Source organism: Labilibaculum sp. (assembly GCF_041595635.1).
GTDB lineage: Bacteria > Bacteroidota > Bacteroidia > Bacteroidales > Marinifilaceae > Labilibaculum.
Genome location: NZ_JBFHJW010000012.1, coordinates 1 through 17,025 on the forward strand (window position 1 = coordinate 1; position 17,025 = coordinate 17,025).

The window sequence follows — 17,025 nt, forward strand, 5'->3', positions numbered from 1 at the left end:
ATGGATCATCAAATTATTCGTGCTTTGTTTCGAATTTGTATTCAGGCTGCTGAAATTTTAGATATAGATAAAGATTTCTCGAAAGAACTACAGACAATGATCCCTAAAATTGCGCCTAACCAAATAGGGAAGCATGGTCAGTTGCAGGAGTGGCTCGAAGATGTAGACGATCCAGAAAATCACCATCGTCATGTTTCCCACTTATGGGCTGTTTATCCTGGCAAAGAAATTAATCCGGTTGAAACACCTGACTTGATGAAAGCTGCCAAGCAGTCGCTCGAATTTCGTGGTGATGGCGGAACAGGTTGGAGTTTGGCTTGGAAAATCAACTATTGGGCTCGTTTTTTAGAAGGAAACAAATCTTACGAGATGATCCATAAACTGTTGAGTCCAGCAGAACGTGCCGATGGAAAAGTTGGCGGTGGTTCTTATTCGAATCTATTTGATGCACATCCTCCTTTCCAAATCGATGGTAATTTTGGGGGGGCTTCTGGTATTCTTGAAACTTTGGTGCAAAGTCACTTACAAAATATCGATTTATTGCCAGCTTTACCTGATGCTTTGCCAGAAGGTAAGATTTCCGGACTATGTGTGCGTGGTGGATTTGAACTTACTTTTAGTTGGGAGAATGGACAGCTTCAGAACCTTCAGGTACTTTCAAAAACAGGTAACATTTGTCGTTTGAAATATGGAGAAAAGCAAATTGACTTGAATACCGAAAAAGGCAAGATATATAATTTCAATGGAGCTCTGGAGCAGTTATAGTACTGTTCAAAATTTGTTTAGAGACAATTGATTGTAAAATAGAAACAATAAAATGAAAAATTCCTCAAAAAAATCGAGTGCTAGAATCCTAATACTTTTTTGTGTTGGTTTGTTCCTGTTGGGCTGCTCTCAAAGTCCAAAGTCGCCTAATGTAATCATCTTCTTTACGGATGATCAGGGTTATGAAGATGTTGGTTGTTTTGGTTCTCCATTAATCAAAACACCTAATCTCGACCAAATGGCTAAGGATGGGGTTCGGTTTACAGATTTTTATTCAGCATCATCGGTTTGTTCTCCTGCAAGAGCTGCGCTTTTAACAGGATGCTATCCTCCACGTGTTGATGTGCCTCGGGTACTTTGGCCAAATCTTGAAGGAGGTTTACCAACCGAAGAAATAACCATTGCTGATATGCTTAAGCAAAAAGGATATGCAACAGCTTGTATCGGAAAATGGCATTTGGGAGATCAGCCACAATATTTACCAACAAGCCAGGGATTCGATCAATATTTTGGTATTCCTTTTAGTAACGATATGTCGGTAAATCCTGATTCTAAGGTTTCTGCAGATATTATTTTTAATGAAGGAATGACCATTGATAGTCTTCGCGAGAAGAAATGGAGAGGAAGAAGAGTGCCTTTGATGCAACAGGATGAAGTAATTGAATATCCTGTCGATCAGACTTATCTTACCAAAAGATATACAGAACAGGCCGTTCAATTTATCAAGGATAAAAAAGACAGTCCATTCTTTTTGTATGTCGCTCAATCTATGCCTCATGTGCCTTTACATGCTTCTGAAAACTTTAAAGGAAAGAGTGCAAGAGGATTGTATGGTGATGTGATTGAAGAGTTGGATTGGAGTATGGGACAGATTCAGAATACCCTTAAAGAATTGGGGCTTGAAGAAAATACTTTGGTGATTTTTACTTCTGATAATGGCCCATGGAATTTAAAAAATGGTCATGGTGGTTCTGCTTTTCCATTGCGTGGATTTAAATTCCAAACTTACGAAGGTGGAATGCGTGAACCAATGATAGCACAATGGAAGGGAAAGATTCCTGCAGGAACTGTCTGTTCGGAAATTGCATCTACAATTGACTTGTTGCCTACAATTGCAAAATTAACAGGTGGAACATTACCAGAAAAAGTGATTGATGGTAAAGATATCTGGTCTTTGTTATCGGGAGAAAAAGAAGCAAAAACTCCGCATGATGCATTCTATTTTTATAAGGATACAATTTTGGAAGCTGTACGAAGCGAAAATTGGAAGCTTCGTATTGTTGAAGGAAAAACAGAACTATATGATTTGAAAAAGGATATTTCTGAAACAAAAAATATCGCTAGTGAAAAACCTGAAGTGGTTGAAAAATTGAGACAAAAAATGATAGCTTATGACATTGAGCTTAAAAACAATGTTCATTAGATAGTTGTATTGCCATAATTTTTAAAATAGGATAACGTGAAAAACTTCAAAAATACGAGAAATGTGTTGTTGGTTTGTGTGCTTTTTTTGAGTTCACTATCAGTAACGGCAAAGAAAACTTTGCCTTATAAAAATGCCAAATTATCAGTCGATGAGCGAGTAGATGACTTGCTTAGCAGAATGACCCTGGAAGAAAAATTCTGGCAAATGTTTATGATTCCTGGTGATTATAGCGAGGATATGAGCAAATATAAAAATGGAGTATTTGGATTTCAAGTCGCTAGTAAAGGAAAAAAAGCAACTGCCGCCGAACAAATAATGGACTACGGTTCGGCAGGATCAGCCTATGAAATGACCGAAAAGATTAATAAGCTTCAACATTATTTTCTGGAAGAAACACGTTTGGGAATTCCTTTAATTCCATTTAATGAAGCTTTGCACGGATTAACGCGTGATGGAGCAACTGCTTTTCCGCAGGCCATTGCTTTGGCTGCAACCTGGGATACGACTTTAGTTGCCGATGTAGCAAGAGCTATTACTCGTGAAACAAAAACCAGAGGAATTCGTCAGATTTTATCTCCTGTTTTAAATATTGCCCGCGATGTTCGTTGGGGTAGAGTAGAGGAAACTTATGGTGAAGATCCTTACTTAACAACCCAAATGGGTGTGGCTTTTATCAGTCAGTTCGAAAAAGAAGGAGTGATTACGACGCCTAAGCATTTTGTTGCAAACATTGGTGCAGGAGGGCGTGACTCTTATCCTATCAGCTTTAGCGAACGTTTGCTCGAAGAAATTTATTTTCCTGCCTTTAAAGCGGTGTTCCAAAAGGCTGGCGCTCGTTCGGTAATGACAGCCTACAATTCATTAGATGGTTCTCCTTGTTCTGCTAATGAATGGTTGCTACGTACCAAATTAAAAGAAGAGTGGGGTTTTAAAGGTTTTGTAATTTCCGATGCGGGAGCTACCGGAGGTTCGAATGTATTGCACTTTACAGCTAAAGATTATGCTGAATCGACCGAAGATGCTGTTGAAGCAGGTTTAGATGTGATGTTTCAGACCAATTACAATCACTATCCTTTATTTTGGAAAGCTTATGAAGAAGGAATGGTTGATGAAAAAGCCATCGATGAAGCTGTGAGTAGAATACTAAGAATAAAATTTGAATTGGGATTGTTCGAAAATCCTTACGTTGATGCCGATCAGGCAGCTCTTTGGAACGGGCATAAAAGTCATCGTGAGTTAGCGCGTAAATCGGCGGCTAAATCTATGGTTCTTCTGAAAAATGAAAAGGAAACTCTTCCCATTGCGAAATCAGGAAATAAAATTGCTTTAATCGGTTCTGATGTGAAAGCCGGACGTTTAGGTGGATATAGTGGACCAGGAAACGATATTGTATCTATATACGATGGAATGAAAAATGCAGTTGGCGAAGAGAATATTCTTTACTCAGCGGGTGTTCCATTGAATTCCAGAACTCATCTGGTTGTTCCTACCGACTTTTTATCAACCACTAAAGATGGAAAAAAAGTAGCTGGTTTATCGGCTCAGTATTTCGATAATATCACACTGACTGGAGAACCAAAAGTGGAGCGTATCGATAAGAAAATTAATTGTGGTTGGACACTTTTTTCTCCACATGAAGACTTAGCTTACGATTGGTATTCGGTACGTTGGACAGGGAAAATTAAAGCTCCTAAAGCTGGAAAATTTAAGCTGGGAATCGAAGGAAATGATGGTTACCGTCTTTACCTGGATGGAAAGCTGATTATCGACAATTGGAAAAAACAATCCTACAATACCATTCTTAAAGATTTTGATTTTGAGGAAGGTAAGGAGTACGATTTAAAACTTGAATTTTTTGAATCAGCAGGAAATGTAAAACTGAAATTGGTTTGGGATGCTACTGTTGAAAATGTTTGGGAACAACAAATTGCTGATGCAGTAGAAGCGGCGAAAAATAGTGATATAGCTGTTGTTGTTGCTGGTATTCACGAAGGTGAGTTTCAGGATCGTGCGCTATTGGCTTTGCCTGGTCATCAGGAAGAAATGATTAAAGCGGTTGCTGCAACGGGTAAGCCAACCATTGTTGCTTTGGTAGGTGGTAGTGCCATCACCATGTCGCATTGGATTAATGATGTTGATGCTGTTTTTATGGCTTGGTATCCTGGCGAAAATGGAGGAAATGCTTTCGCAGATGTACTGTTTGGGGATGAAAATCCAGCAGGAAGATTGCCGATTACTTTCCCCGTTGATGAAGCGCAATGTCCTTTGTATTACAACAACAAACCTACCGGTCGTGGCGATAACTATCACAACTTAACAGGTCAGCCTTTATTTCCTTTCGGATTTGGCTTGAGTTATACTTCTTTTGAGTATTCAGATTTGGCATTCAGTAAAAATACCATTGCAGCCGATGAGACGGTGAAAATTAGCTGTGTTGTTAAAAATACTGGAGCGGTAAAAGGAGAAGAGGTAGTTCAATTATACATTCGCGATGAATTGGCTTCGGTGAGTCGTCCGATTAAAGAGTTAAAAGGCTTCCAAAGAATTTCCTTACTTCCTGGCGAAGAGAAAATAGTACATTTCACACTCGGACCTGATGAGCTTTCGATGTTGAATAAAGACATGGAAAGAGTAGTGGAAGCAGGTGATTTTAGAATTGTAATTGGTTCATCATCGAAAGATGGGAAGCTGAGAGGAATATTAAGTGTACAATAAACGAATCTGTAGAAACTGATGAAACAGAAAATAGCAGGAGTACTAATCTTATTTGTGGGTTTGGTCGGATTCGCGTGTCAGGCGCAGAACCCGATTCTACGGAAAAAGCAAGCGAATTTTATGTACGCTGCCGATCCTGCTGCCGAAGTGTTCGATGGGAAGGTATATGTGTACTGTTCCCATGATCAGGATAGCGCAGTTAATTATAGCACCATGCAAGATTATTTGGTTCTGGAATCGGAAGATATGGTGAACTGGACGAACCATGGAGTGGTGCTTAAACCTCGCGAATATTCCTGGGCACAGGGGCAAATGAATGCTCCCGATGTGGCTTACAAAGATGGTTGGTACTATTTCTATTTTCCTTACGATAAAACACATATTGGTGTGGCTAAAAGCCGCACTCCAGTTGGACCATGGGAGGAAGCCGTAACCGGTAAGATTACAACCATTTTTGATCCTTGTGTGATTGTGGACGAAGATGGACAAGCTTATATCTATGGGAATGACCACAAGGTTAATATTGGTGAAATAGGAGCACACGTAATGGGAGCAAAACTTAAGGATAATATGGTGGAGCTTGATGGTCCCTGGGTTCGACTGAGTGAAGAAAGAGTGAATGAAGCTGTTCATGTTTTTAAACGAAAAGGCATATACTATTTTCATGGTAGGTTAGGAAAAGTTACCAACTATTGGATGGCAAATGAACCTTTGCCTCAATATGCAACATTTAAAGGCCTGTTGGCACCCGATGCACCCAATGCACCAAATCATGCTTCTGCTATTGAATTTAAAGGAGAATGGTACTTTTTTTATCATCGGGGAGATGTTTCTGATGGTTCTTTTCATAAAAGATCTGCTTGTTTCGAGAAAATGTATTTTAACGAGGATGGCAGCATTCAACCTATTATATACACATTAGATGATGTGGAATAGTAGAAATTGATCTGGAAAATCAAATTAATAAATACTTGAGAATTTCTTGTACCTGTTTTGTTACTAAAAAATTAAAATCTATGAAATCTATAAAATTAAGTCTGCTAGTTGTTGCGTTAGCCTCTGTGGCTTGCACAAAAACGCCAAATGTAAAGTGGGTAAGCACTACCAATGATGCTCGTTGGGAAGAAAAAGAAATTGCCGCACCCTCAAAAGATGGTTTGCAAGAAGTTGTGTTAAATATTGATACTAAGAAACAACAGCAAGAAATTGAGGGTTTTGGTGGTTGTTTTAACGAAATGGGTTGGGAGGCTTTAGGAATGGTTACTCCTGCTGAAAAACAACAATTACTAAACGACTTATTTGATACAGAAACAGGATGTAAGTTCAACTTGTGTCGTATGCCTATTGGTGCTAACGACTATGCTGTTGATTGGTACAGCCATAACGAGACTTCAGAGGATTTTGCTATGGAGAATTTCTCTATAGATCGCGATAAGCAACGTTTGGTTCCTTACATTCACGAAGCTCAAAAATTAAATCCTGAAATCAGAGTATGGGCTTCACCTTGGTGTCCTCCTTCATGGATGAAACACAACAAACACTATGCTTGTCGTGCTGATGCGAAGGTTAATGATTTATCACCAGAGCTTAGCTCAACCGAAGAATTAGTTTCAAGATTTATTACAGAACCAGCTTACTTTAAGGCTTATGCACTTTACTTCTCTAAATTTATTAAAGCTTATGAACAAGAGGGAATTAAAATCAGTGCTGTTCATGTTCAAAACGAACCTAATTCAGCGCAAAATTTCCCATCATGTGTATGGAAAATGCAGGATCTTGGAATTCTTATTGCTGATTATTTAGCGCCTCAATTTAAAGCTGACTCTATTGATGCTGACATTTGGTTAGGTACTATTGAGCGTCCGCAAATTGAACGTGTAAACGATGTATTGCAATATAAAAATGTTCTTGATCTTGTTAAAGGAGTAGGTTTTCAGTGGGCAGGTAAAGGTGCAATTAAAGATGTTCATGCCAAATATCCTCAAATGAGTTTAATGCAAACCGAAACCGAATGTGGTGATGGTTCTAACGACTGGAAAGCCGCTGAGCATACCTTTGACCTAATGAAACATTACTTTAAAAATGGAGCTAATGCTTATATGTATTGGAACATGATTTTAGATGAAACAGGAAAAAGCCAGTGGGGTTGGAAACAAAATTCAATGATTTCTATCGATAGTAAAAGCAAGTCAATTACTTATAATCCTGAGTTTTATTTAATGAAGCACTTAAGTGCATTTGTAAAAGCAGGAAATGTAAAATTGGATGTTGACAACGATAATTCAATTGTATTCTTCGATCAGGTTAAAAATGAAGTGATTGTTTTAGCTTATAACGATAAAGCGGAAGATTGTGTTTTAAATCTTAATATTAATAACACACCTGTTACTGCTCAATTAAGTGCAAAGTCGTTTAATACAATAGTAGTTAGTTTGTAAAAAGCTAAGACATTCAATATGGATAGAAGAAAATTTATAAAAGGTTTAGGAGCGTCAGTACTTTTCATGGGTGTCGCTCCTATGGCTTTTGCTAAGGGGAATAAGAAAAGGTGTAACGAGCAAGTTTGCCGAGAAGCATGGACCAAATTATGTGATTATAGAATTAAAGAAGCGCCATATGCATATGTTCATCCACAAAAACGATTGCCCAACGTTTTTTTATATGGTGATTCTATCTCAATTGGTTACACATTAAAGGTACGTGAAGAATTACAAGGGAAAGCCAATGTATTTCGTACTTTCCGTAATGGAGGTGCCAGTAATACTTTTATTCCGAATATGGAAAAAATGAAAAAGGCCATGTTTCAACCCTATTTAGAGAATGGTTTGAATTTTACCTGGGATGTGATTCATTTTAACGTTGGTTTACATGATTTGAAATACTTAGCTAATGGAAAATTAGATAAGGAGAATGGAAAGCAAGTTTCTTCATTAACTGAATATCAAACGAATTTGGATAAAATTTGTAAGTATCTGATTTCAGAATTTCCAAAAGCTAAATTGATTTTCGCAAGCTCTACTCCGGTTCCTGAAGGTGCTGACGGAAGAATTGCTGGAGATAGTGTAAAATATAACAAAGCAGCTATGGAGGTTATGGCAAAATACCCATCAATAGTTATTAATGATTTGTATGCATTTACGAAACCAAATTTCGAAAAATGGACTTTAAAACCAGGAAATGTTCATTACAACCAATTAGGAAAAAGTGAACAAGGAAAAAAGGTGGCTGAAGTCATTTCAAAACAATTATAAATTCGCTGAAATCGTAAAATTGAAAGGAGTTTCGATTTGCTTTGTTTGCAAATCTGTTTCTGTTTAAAACTATAATAAATGAATAAACTGATTCTGTTTTTTGTAAGTATATTTTTATTTTCCTGTTCTGTGAAAACAGAAACAAGGGAATTGAACCTGATTCCTCAACCGGAATCCATAGATCTAAAAGATGGCAGTTTTTTGATTTCTGCCAGTACCAAATGTTATATTCCAGCGGAATATGCAAATGATTTTCAGACTTATGTTTCTGGAAAATTGAAAAATGATTTAGCGGTTGATATTGAGGTGGTGGCTGGAACATCAGAGCTTGCTTCTAATTTTATTGAATTTGTTGTTGGCAACGATGAATCAATGGCAGACGAAGGATATCGTTTGGAAGTATCATCGGAAAAGGTGTTGTGTACAGCCAATTCTTATGCAGGTTTGTTTTACGCTTTTCAAACGCTTCGTCAATTGATTCCTGCAGATGCAAAGCAGAAAGCAGAAATTCCATGTTTACTGATTAAGGACAAACCTCGTTTCGAATGGAGAGGAATGATGATCGACGTGTCTCGTCATTTTCAGACCAAGGAATTTATCATGAAGCAAATTGATATTTTTGCGGCCTATAAAATGAATAAATTTCACTGGCATTTAACCGATGATCAGGGTTGGAGAATTCAAATAGATAAGTATCCAAACTTAACCGATAAAGGTGCATGGAGAGCTGATAGAACTGGAATTGCCTGGTGGAAAAGAGAGGCTGCAACAGCCAAAGAGGCCAAAACAGTAGGTGGCTTTTACACCAAAGAAGATATTAAAGAAGTAATTGAATACGCTCGACTTAGAAATGTGGAAATCATACCAGAAATTGATGTGCCTGGGCACAGTAAAGCTTTGGTTGCATCCTATCCTTTTTTGTGCTGTGTTGATGAGGCTAATTTTGAAGTAGCTGTTGGAGGAAAAGCTCCCGATAATGCTTTGTGTGCCGGAAAAGAAACGACCTATGAATTTTTAGATAATGTATTAACTGAAGTAGCTGAATTATTCCCTTCAAAATACATTCACATTGGTGGCGATGAGTGCAACAAGAAAAACTGGAAAAAATGTCCACTTTGCCAAAAAGTGATGAGTGATAATGATTTAGAAGACGAAGAGGACTTGCAAAGTCATTTTATTCAGCGAGTAAACAAAATGGTTACTTCTAAAGGTAAAACCATGATTGGCTGGGACGAAATTTTGAGTGGTAAAGGTGCCAAAGGTGCTACAATTATGGCATGGCGAAGAAATAAATACACTCCTGAAGTGGATGCACCTAAAGGGGGCTATCCAACAATACAGGCATCATATAATCATTCCTATATCTGCCAGGTTCAGGGACCAACTGATATGGAACCAGAAGGACCAAAGGTAGTGCTTCCTTTGTGGAAAGTATATAGTTACGAACCAATTCCTGAAGAATTAACAGCAGAAGAAGCTAAGTTGGTAAAAGGAACTGAGGCTTGTTTATGGGCAGAGTTTACACCTACCGAAGAACATTTTGAGTACATGCTTTATCCTCGTACTTTTGCCAATGCAGAAGTAGCATGGAGCCAACCAGAAGTAAAAGATTGGGCTAGATTTCAATCGGCTGTTGAAGCTCATTTTCCTAGTCTGGATCGCGATGCTATCAACTATTCTACCAGTATGTACACAGTTTATGCACCATTTGCAATTGATCAGTTACATAACCAAGCAATCGTATATTTAGAAACAGAAATGGTGGGTTATGATATTTATTATACTTTAAATGGAGATGAACCATCTGTAAAGGGAACTAAATATGATGGAGTATTTAAAACGAAACCTCGAACTTTACTTAAAGCTGGTTTATTTAATAAGGAAGGTAAATTGTTAGGAGAAGTTACCGAAGTAAGATTGAAGTAATTAAATTATTGGTATAATTTAAGATATACGATGAGAAATACAGTGTTTGTTTCTATATTGGTTTTAAGTTCTTTGTTTTTTTCCTGTAATCAGGAAGAAACGATTACCATTGAATCTTTGTTGCATGAAATGGTTGATCGTGATGCGATTGCCACCTATCCTGAAATAGATTGGCGTTTGAAACAGCAAAGTAGTTACAATAGAGTTTCTACGAGTCCTGATGATTCTATAGGATGGTTTAATAACCACGATTTCAATTCGAATGAGAAAGACCATAATTTTATTCGAATAGAAGAGAAGAACGGCCAGAAAGAATGGGTTTTAATGGAACATGAAGGTCCAGGTGCAATTGTACGCACCTGGATGCCTTTCTTAAATCCCAATAAAGCAGATACAGATCTTCAAATAAAATTTTATTTCGATGGTGATACCCTTCCTGTTTTGGAAGGGAATATGCTTTCTTTATTAAATGGAAGCGGATTAATTCCTTATCCTTTAGCACATCAATCAATTCGTTCGGCCGTATCTTTTTTCCCAATTCCTTTTGCTAAAAGTTGTAAGGTAACAGTAACAGGTCGTCCATTTTTCTATCAGTTTACTTATCGTGAATATCCTCAAGGAACACTAGTTAAAACATTTACTTTGGAAGATTTTAACTCAGCTAAAAAATTAATAACTAGCGTCGGAGAGAGCTTACTTCATCCTCAAACAAAGGCAGATGGTGGAAAAGTTGAATTCAACACAACTTTAACATCTAAGGAGCAAAAAAGTATTGAGCTGCCTTCTGGAAATGCTGCCGTTAAAGAGATATCATTAAAATTGGGCAACTATGCCGATTCTACCATTACTCGTTCAGTTGTACTGAAAATGGAATTTGATGGGAAAGAAACAGTTTGGTGTCCTATTGGAGATTTTTTTGGAACAGGAATTGGTATCAACCCATTTCAAGGCTGGCACAATACAGTTACCGAAGATGGAACAATGTTTAGTCGTTGGGTGATGCCATATCAGCAATCCGGTAAAATATCAATTCTAAACTTAGGAAATGAAACGCTTGATATTGCTTTAAATGCTGTAGTTGGAGATTGGCAGTGGAACGAACAAAGTATGTATTTTCATGCAGCTTGGCGAGGGCAATATCCTGTAGCTACACGTCCTTATTCCGATTGGAACTATATCACTTTACAAGGTCGCGGAGTATACGTTGGAGATGCTTTAACAGTAATGAATCCGGTTGAAAGATGGTGGGGCGAAGGTGATGAAAAAATATGGGTGGATGGAGAAGATTTTCCTTCCCTTTTTGGTACTGGTACCGAAGATTATTACGCCTACTCATGGGGAGGGAAAAGTACCGACTTTTACGAGCATCCATTTCATGCTCAGCCTCGTAGCAATGTCTACAATAAGTTGAATAGAAAAACGACTGATGAAAGAAATACCAAAGGATTCAGTACAGAAACACGAACACGAGCTTTAGATGGAATGCCATTTGCTAGCTCTTTAAAATTAGATATGGAAATTTGGAGTTGGACCGATTGTGAAATGGCTTATGGTGTTGGAATGATGTGGTATGGCGATGCACAAACTACTTCAAATCGACTTCCTGATCCTGAGGGGGCTTTGAATGTTCCTGAGATTCCGGAATAAATAATTGTTGCATTAATTTTTATTACCCTATAAAATATCACGCTTTTTAAAAGCAAATAAATATACTTAATATGATTTGTAAAGTTAAATATGCACTTAACACATTTGCACTTGCAATGCTAGTTGTATTTGGCACCAGTTGTGAACAAAAAAACGAAAGTAAAAAACCGAATATCGTTTATGTGATTTGTGATGATTTGGGTTATGGTGATGTACAGTTTTTAAATCCTGAACATGGGAAAATACCCACGCCAAACATGGATAAGTTAGCTACAGAGGGAATGTCATTTACCGATGCTCATGGGGGATCTTCAGTTTGCACTCCAACTCGCTATGGTGTACTTACAGGTCGTTATGCCTGGCGTTCACATTTACAAACAGGCGTGTTAGGAGGTGGTGCAGAATTTGAACCTTTAATTTCAGAAGATATTTTAACAGTTCCGAAATTACTTAAAAGAGCCGGTTACCAGACAGCTGCTATGGGAAAATGGCATTTGGGTTTTGCTGTTAACGATGCCGAAGGAAATCCTGTTGATGTGTATAATGGTAAAAAGAGGCCTTCTCCTGCGCCAATAGGTTCAGTTGTGCCAAACGGACCTGTTAGTCGTGGTTTTGATTCGTATTTAGGTTTCCATCACTCTGCTTCTATGGAAACAGTAATTAAAGACGATAAAGTAATTGATAACATGCCTACGGTAAAAATGTTAGAGTTTTTAGGCGATAATGCAAGTGAGTATATCGAAGAAAAATCGAAGGAAAAAGATCCTTTTTTCTTGTATTTAGCATTAAATTCTCCTCACACTCCAATTGTGCCTTCTGAAAACTGGAAAGGCAAAAGTGGCATGGGTGATTATTGCGATTTTGTAATGGAGACCGATTATGTGGTTGGTCGTGTTATGGAAGCTCTCAAAAAAAATGGAATTGAAGAGAATACATTGGTATTTTTAACCAGCGATAATGGTTGTTCCTATTTTCCAGCGAAGGCAGGTAAATTACAGAAAGAATATGGTCATTACATCAGTGGACCATTTCGAGGTTCAAAATCAGATATCTGGGAAGGTGGACATCGTGTGCCTTTTATTGCAAAATGGCCAGGGAAAATTGAAGCGGGTTCAACCAATGAACAACTGGTTTGTTTGACCAATTTAATGGCGACTGTTGCCGATATAACAAATGTTGTTGTGCCAGAAAACGAAGGTGTTGATTCCTATAGTATTTTACCGCTTTTGATAGATGAGAATGCAAAAAGTGCTTACACTTCGGTAATTCATCATTCTATCAAAGGTAAATTCTCTATCCGTAAAGGAAAATGGAAGTTAGAGCTTTGTCCTGGTTCTGGAGGATGGTCTTTCCCGAATGATGGTAGAGCTCGTAAAGACGGGGATCCGGAAATTCAGTTATACGATTTGGAAAATGATATTAGTGAGCAGAATAATGTTTATCAGCAACATCCTGAATTGGTGAAAGAGCTTACCGCGGAATTGGTTGCTATCGTTGAAAGAGGCAGAACCAAAGAGGGAGAAAAACTGAATAACGATGTTGAGGTAGATATTTTTAAGTCAGACAAATAGAATGCTAAAAAACAAGTAATGGATAAGAAGATTTTATTTTTATATCTGGGAGCAATTTCGTATTTGCTATTAAGTTGCGCTCCAGCGGAGAAAAGCACAGAGGCGGTTGATTATATCGATCCGATTATCGGAGCCATTACTTATGGAAAAAAAACGAAGGATGCGCATGGCTTTGGGAAAACTTTTCCCGGAGCTGCAACTCCCTTTGGTTTGGTTCAGCTGAGCCCGGATTCCTTTACCGGAGGAGACAATGGGAGTGGTTATTCGTATGAACACAATACGCTAGAAGGATTTAGTTTTACTCATATGAGTGGGGTAGGCTGGTTTGGCGATTTGGGAAATTTTTTAGTAACTCCTACAGTTGGTAAGTTAATTACGAATCGTGGTATTCCTACGAATCCAGAAGAAGGATACCGTTCTCGTTTCTCGCACGAAACAGAAGTAACTAAAGCAGCTTACTATGCTGTTACCATGGATGATTATCAGGTGAGAGCTGAATTAACAGCAGCTCCGCGTGCCGGAATTATTCGCTTCACTTATCCTGAGAGCGATAGTTCGCGAATTCAAATCGATTTGTCGAGAAGAGTGGGAGGTACATCAACCGAGCAATACATTAAAGTTGAGAATGAAAATACCATTTCAGGATGGATGAAATGTCCTCCTGAAGGAGGTGGATGGGGAGCTGGCCAAGGTAAAGCCGATTACACCGTTTATTTTTACTGCCAGTTTAGTAAGCCACTAAAAGATTATGGTGTTTGGAGTGCTGATATTCCTGTTGAAGGAAGAAAAATGCGCCATATCCGTAAAGAGGCTTATCAAGATGCTGTGAAAAATGCACCTCGTTTTAAAAACGCGAAGGAAATGCAAGGGAAACACCTTGGTTTCTATACCAACTTTAAAACCAAAGAAGGGGAAGAGGTATTGGTGAAAAGCGGAATTTCTTTTGTGAGCGTTGAAGGTGCTGAAGAAAATTTATTGCACGATATTGCCCATTGGGATTTCGATAAAGTGCATAACCAATCTCGTGAATTGTGGAATGATGCTTTAAGAAATGTAAGCGTTTCGGGTGGTAGTGAGGAAGAAAAAACAATTTTCTATACTTCGCTTTACCATACCATGATCGATCCAAGAACATTCTCAGATGTAAATGGAAATTACATAGGTGCTGATAAAAATGTTCACCAAAGTAATGATTTTACCTATCGTACCATATTTAGTGGATGGGATGTGTTTCGTTCGCAATTTCCTTTACAAACCATTATCAATCCATCTTTAGTGAATGATGAAATCAATTCGCTCCTGCAAATGGCCGAATTAAGTGGAAGAGAGTATTTACCTCGCTGGGAAATGTTGAACTCCTATTCAGGCTGTATGTTGGGTAATCCGGCTGTTTCGGTTATTGTGGATGCTTACGAGAAAGGCATCAGAAATTATGATATCGATAAGGCATTTGATTATTGTAAGAATTCAGTGGATACATTTACAAATGAACCACTTGGTTTTATCCCTAAAAAGGTATCCATGACAATGGAATATGCCTATTCTGATTGGTGCATGGCCAAGTTTGCCGAATCGCAAAACAAAGAAGATATTGCTGAAGAGTATTACAAAAGAAGTAATAACTATAAGAATATCTGGAATGAGGATGTGAAATGGTTTAGAGCGAGAACTGAAGATGGTAAATGGACAGAATGGAAAGGAAAAACTACGCATGGACAAGGTTGTATCGAAAGTAATCCTTATCAGCAAGGTTGGTTTGTTCCTCACGATATTGAAGGATTGAAATCACTAATGGGTGGAGAAAACGCATATCGTGATTCCTTGATTTCCTTTTTTGAAAAAACCCCAGAAGACTTTTTGTGGAACAATTACTATAATCATCCTAATGAGCCGGTTCATCATGTTCCATTTATGCTGAATACTGCAGGAGTGCCGCATTTAACGCAGAAATGGACACGTAAAATTTGTAAGGAGGCTTATGGTGTAGGTGCATATGGTCTTTGTGGTAACGAAGATGTGGGGCAAATGTCGGCATGGTATGTTTTAACTGCCATGGGAATTCATCCAATCTGTCCAGGAGATAATATTTATCAGATTACAAGTCCGGTTTTTAGTAAGATTGAAATCAATCTCGATTCAAACTATTATAAGGGAAAGAAATTTACCATCGAAGCAAAAAATAATTCTTCCGAGAATATTTACATCCAATCCATGAAATTGAATGGAAAAGTATTGGATCGATTTTGGATAACGCATGAAGAAATAGTAGCAGGTGGAACTTTAGAAATGGAAATGGGATCGCAAGCAAAAATACAGTAGTTGATGAAATGACTGCTATTTTGTTTGGGAGTTTAAGAAGAGTATGAAAATAAATTTTAAAAATAAGACAATGAAGAATTCGTTAATAATTGCAGTTTTCCTGATGTTAGGATTGGGTGTTCAAGCGCAGGAATATTCTTTCCCGATGGATGAATACACACCAACAGAAGGTAATCTTGAAGCTCGTAAAGAATTTCAGGATATGAAATTTGGTATGTTTATCCACTGGGGAATTTACAGTATTCCTGGCGATGGTGAATGGGTGATGTTTCAACAGCATATTCCGTATGAAAAATACAGTCGACTAGCCAGCTTTTTTAACCCACAGGCTTTTGATGCCAAAGAATGGGTGCAAATTGCTAAGAATGCAGGTATGAAATACATCACGATTACTTCTCGGCATCACGATAGTTTTAGTATGTTCGATACTGAAGCTTCGGATTACAATATTGTTGATGCGACACCTTATGGAAAAGATCCTTTAAAAGAGCTTGCTGAAGAGTGTAAAAAAGAGGGGATCAAATTGAACTTTTACTATTCGCTTTTAGATTGGGCTAGAGAAGATTACGGTTTTGGAAAGAAAATTGTTGATGGAAAACCGGTTGATGCCGATTGGGATAAGTATATCGATTTTATGAAAACACAATTAACTGAACTGTTAACAAATTATGGAGAAGTTGGTTGCATTTGGTTCGATGGACACTGGGAGCGTAAAACAGTAGATTGGCGTTATAACGAAATTTATCAGCTCATTCATAAGTTGAGTCCGAATACCTTAATTGCAAACAATCACCATCTTACACCAATTCCAGGTGAGGACATTCAAACTTTTGAAAGAGATCTTCCAGGGGAGAACAAAGGAGGATTTAGTCATGGTGTTAAAGTGAGTCAACTTCCATTGGAATCTTGCGCTACCATGGGAAAAGCTTGGGGATTTAATTTGAACGATAAAAAGTTGAAGTCGACTAAACAAATCATTCATTTCCTTGTGAAAGCTGCTGGTAAAAACGGAAACTTGCTACTAAATGTTGGTCCTATGCCAAATGGTGAAATTCAACCTGAATTTGTAAAAACTTTAGGCGAAATTGGAGAATGGACTTCAAAATATGGAGAAAGTATTTATGGTACCAGAGGAAATGTAGTTGGCCCGCAGGAGTGGGGTGTTATAACTTCCAAGGATAAAAAATTGTATGTTCATATTACACATGCACCAGGCGAAGATTACATTTTTATTAAAAATTTAGACGCGAAAGTATTGTCTGCTCAAACTTTCGACGGTAAAAAAATCAAATTTAAGCAAGTTAAGGAAGGTGTATTTGTTTATCCAGGTGAGATAGATGCAGATGCATTTGATACAATTCTTACTTTAAAAATTAAATAGTACATGCATGATAATTCAATTATT

At 37.8% G+C, this 17,025-nt stretch carries 11 protein-coding genes; all 11 read left to right on the plus strand.

Annotated features, from left to right (window positions below; genetic code table 11):
• A partial coding sequence (locus tag ABYT26_RS05405; RefSeq protein ID WP_372751873.1) for a glycoside hydrolase family 95-like protein occupies positions 1-765 on the plus strand: 765 nt, incomplete at its 5' end.
• Between the two features lie 52 nt (positions 766-817).
• Positions 818-2,188 carry a sulfatase gene (locus ABYT26_RS05410; RefSeq protein ID WP_372751874.1) on the plus strand — a complete coding sequence of 457 codons (1,371 nt, stop codon included), beginning with the start codon at positions 818-820 and terminating at the stop codon, positions 2,186-2,188.
• Between the two features lie 36 nt (positions 2,189-2,224).
• A complete protein-coding gene (locus ABYT26_RS05415) occupies positions 2,225-4,906 on the plus strand; it encodes a glycoside hydrolase family 3 N-terminal domain-containing protein (protein WP_372751875.1) in 2,682 nt (893 codons plus the stop codon).
• Positions 4,907-4,924: 18 nt separating this feature from the next.
• Entirely contained in the window at positions 4,925-5,842 is a 918-nt protein-coding gene (locus ABYT26_RS05420; protein WP_372751876.1) for a family 43 glycosylhydrolase, read from the plus strand.
• Between the two features lie 80 nt (positions 5,843-5,922).
• On the plus strand, positions 5,923-7,344 hold the full coding sequence (locus ABYT26_RS05425; RefSeq protein WP_372751877.1) for a hypothetical protein: 1,422 nt from the start codon (positions 5,923-5,925) through the stop codon (positions 7,342-7,344).
• 18 nt (positions 7,345-7,362) lie between these two features.
• Positions 7,363-8,157 carry an SGNH/GDSL hydrolase family protein gene (locus tag ABYT26_RS05430; protein WP_372751878.1) on the plus strand — a complete coding sequence of 265 codons (795 nt, stop codon included), beginning with the start codon at positions 7,363-7,365 and terminating at the stop codon, positions 8,155-8,157.
• A gap of 78 nt (positions 8,158-8,235) precedes the next feature.
• Positions 8,236-10,083, plus strand: coding sequence for a family 20 glycosylhydrolase (locus tag ABYT26_RS05435; protein ID WP_372751879.1), 1,848 nt, complete (start codon positions 8,236-8,238; stop codon positions 10,081-10,083).
• A gap of 30 nt (positions 10,084-10,113) precedes the next feature.
• Positions 10,114-11,730 carry a glycoside hydrolase family 172 protein gene (locus tag ABYT26_RS05440; protein ID WP_372751880.1) on the plus strand — a complete coding sequence of 539 codons (1,617 nt, stop codon included), beginning with the start codon at positions 10,114-10,116 and terminating at the stop codon, positions 11,728-11,730.
• A 71-nt stretch (positions 11,731-11,801) separates the two neighbouring features.
• On the plus strand, positions 11,802-13,301 hold the full coding sequence (locus ABYT26_RS05445; RefSeq protein WP_372751881.1) for an arylsulfatase: 1,500 nt from the start codon (positions 11,802-11,804) through the stop codon (positions 13,299-13,301).
• 18 nt (positions 13,302-13,319) lie between these two features.
• Positions 13,320-15,620, plus strand: coding sequence for a GH92 family glycosyl hydrolase (locus tag ABYT26_RS05450; protein ID WP_372751882.1), 2,301 nt, complete (start codon positions 13,320-13,322; stop codon positions 15,618-15,620).
• Between the two features lie 70 nt (positions 15,621-15,690).
• The gene (locus ABYT26_RS05455) at positions 15,691-17,001 is read left to right on the plus strand and encodes an alpha-L-fucosidase (RefSeq protein WP_372751883.1); all 1,311 of its coding nucleotides are present in this window, start codon (positions 15,691-15,693) and stop codon (positions 16,999-17,001) included.
• The last annotated feature ends 24 nt before the right edge of the window (positions 17,002-17,025 follow it).

Bases quoted from the DNA above. Each gene is read 5' to 3' on its own strand.
- ABYT26_RS05445 (WP_372751881.1), top strand. From the start codon at position 11,802: ATGATTTGTAAAGTTAAATATGCACTTAACACATTTGCACTTGCAATG.
- ABYT26_RS05425 (WP_372751877.1), top strand. From the start codon at position 5,923: ATGAAATCTATAAAATTAAGTCTGCTAGTTGTTGCGTTAGCCTCTGTG.
- ABYT26_RS05435 (WP_372751879.1), top strand. From the start codon at position 8,236: ATGAATAAACTGATTCTGTTTTTTGTAAGTATATTTTTATTTTCCTGT.
- ABYT26_RS05420 (WP_372751876.1), top strand. From the start codon at position 4,925: ATGAAACAGAAAATAGCAGGAGTACTAATCTTATTTGTGGGTTTGGTC.
- ABYT26_RS05440 (WP_372751880.1), top strand. From the start codon at position 10,114: ATGAGAAATACAGTGTTTGTTTCTATATTGGTTTTAAGTTCTTTGTTT.
- ABYT26_RS05430 (WP_372751878.1), top strand. From the start codon at position 7,363: ATGGATAGAAGAAAATTTATAAAAGGTTTAGGAGCGTCAGTACTTTTC.
- ABYT26_RS05410 (WP_372751874.1), top strand. From the start codon at position 818: ATGAAAAATTCCTCAAAAAAATCGAGTGCTAGAATCCTAATACTTTTT.
- ABYT26_RS05455 (WP_372751883.1), top strand. From the start codon at position 15,691: ATGAAGAATTCGTTAATAATTGCAGTTTTCCTGATGTTAGGATTGGGT.
- ABYT26_RS05450 (WP_372751882.1), top strand. From the start codon at position 13,320: ATGGATAAGAAGATTTTATTTTTATATCTGGGAGCAATTTCGTATTTG.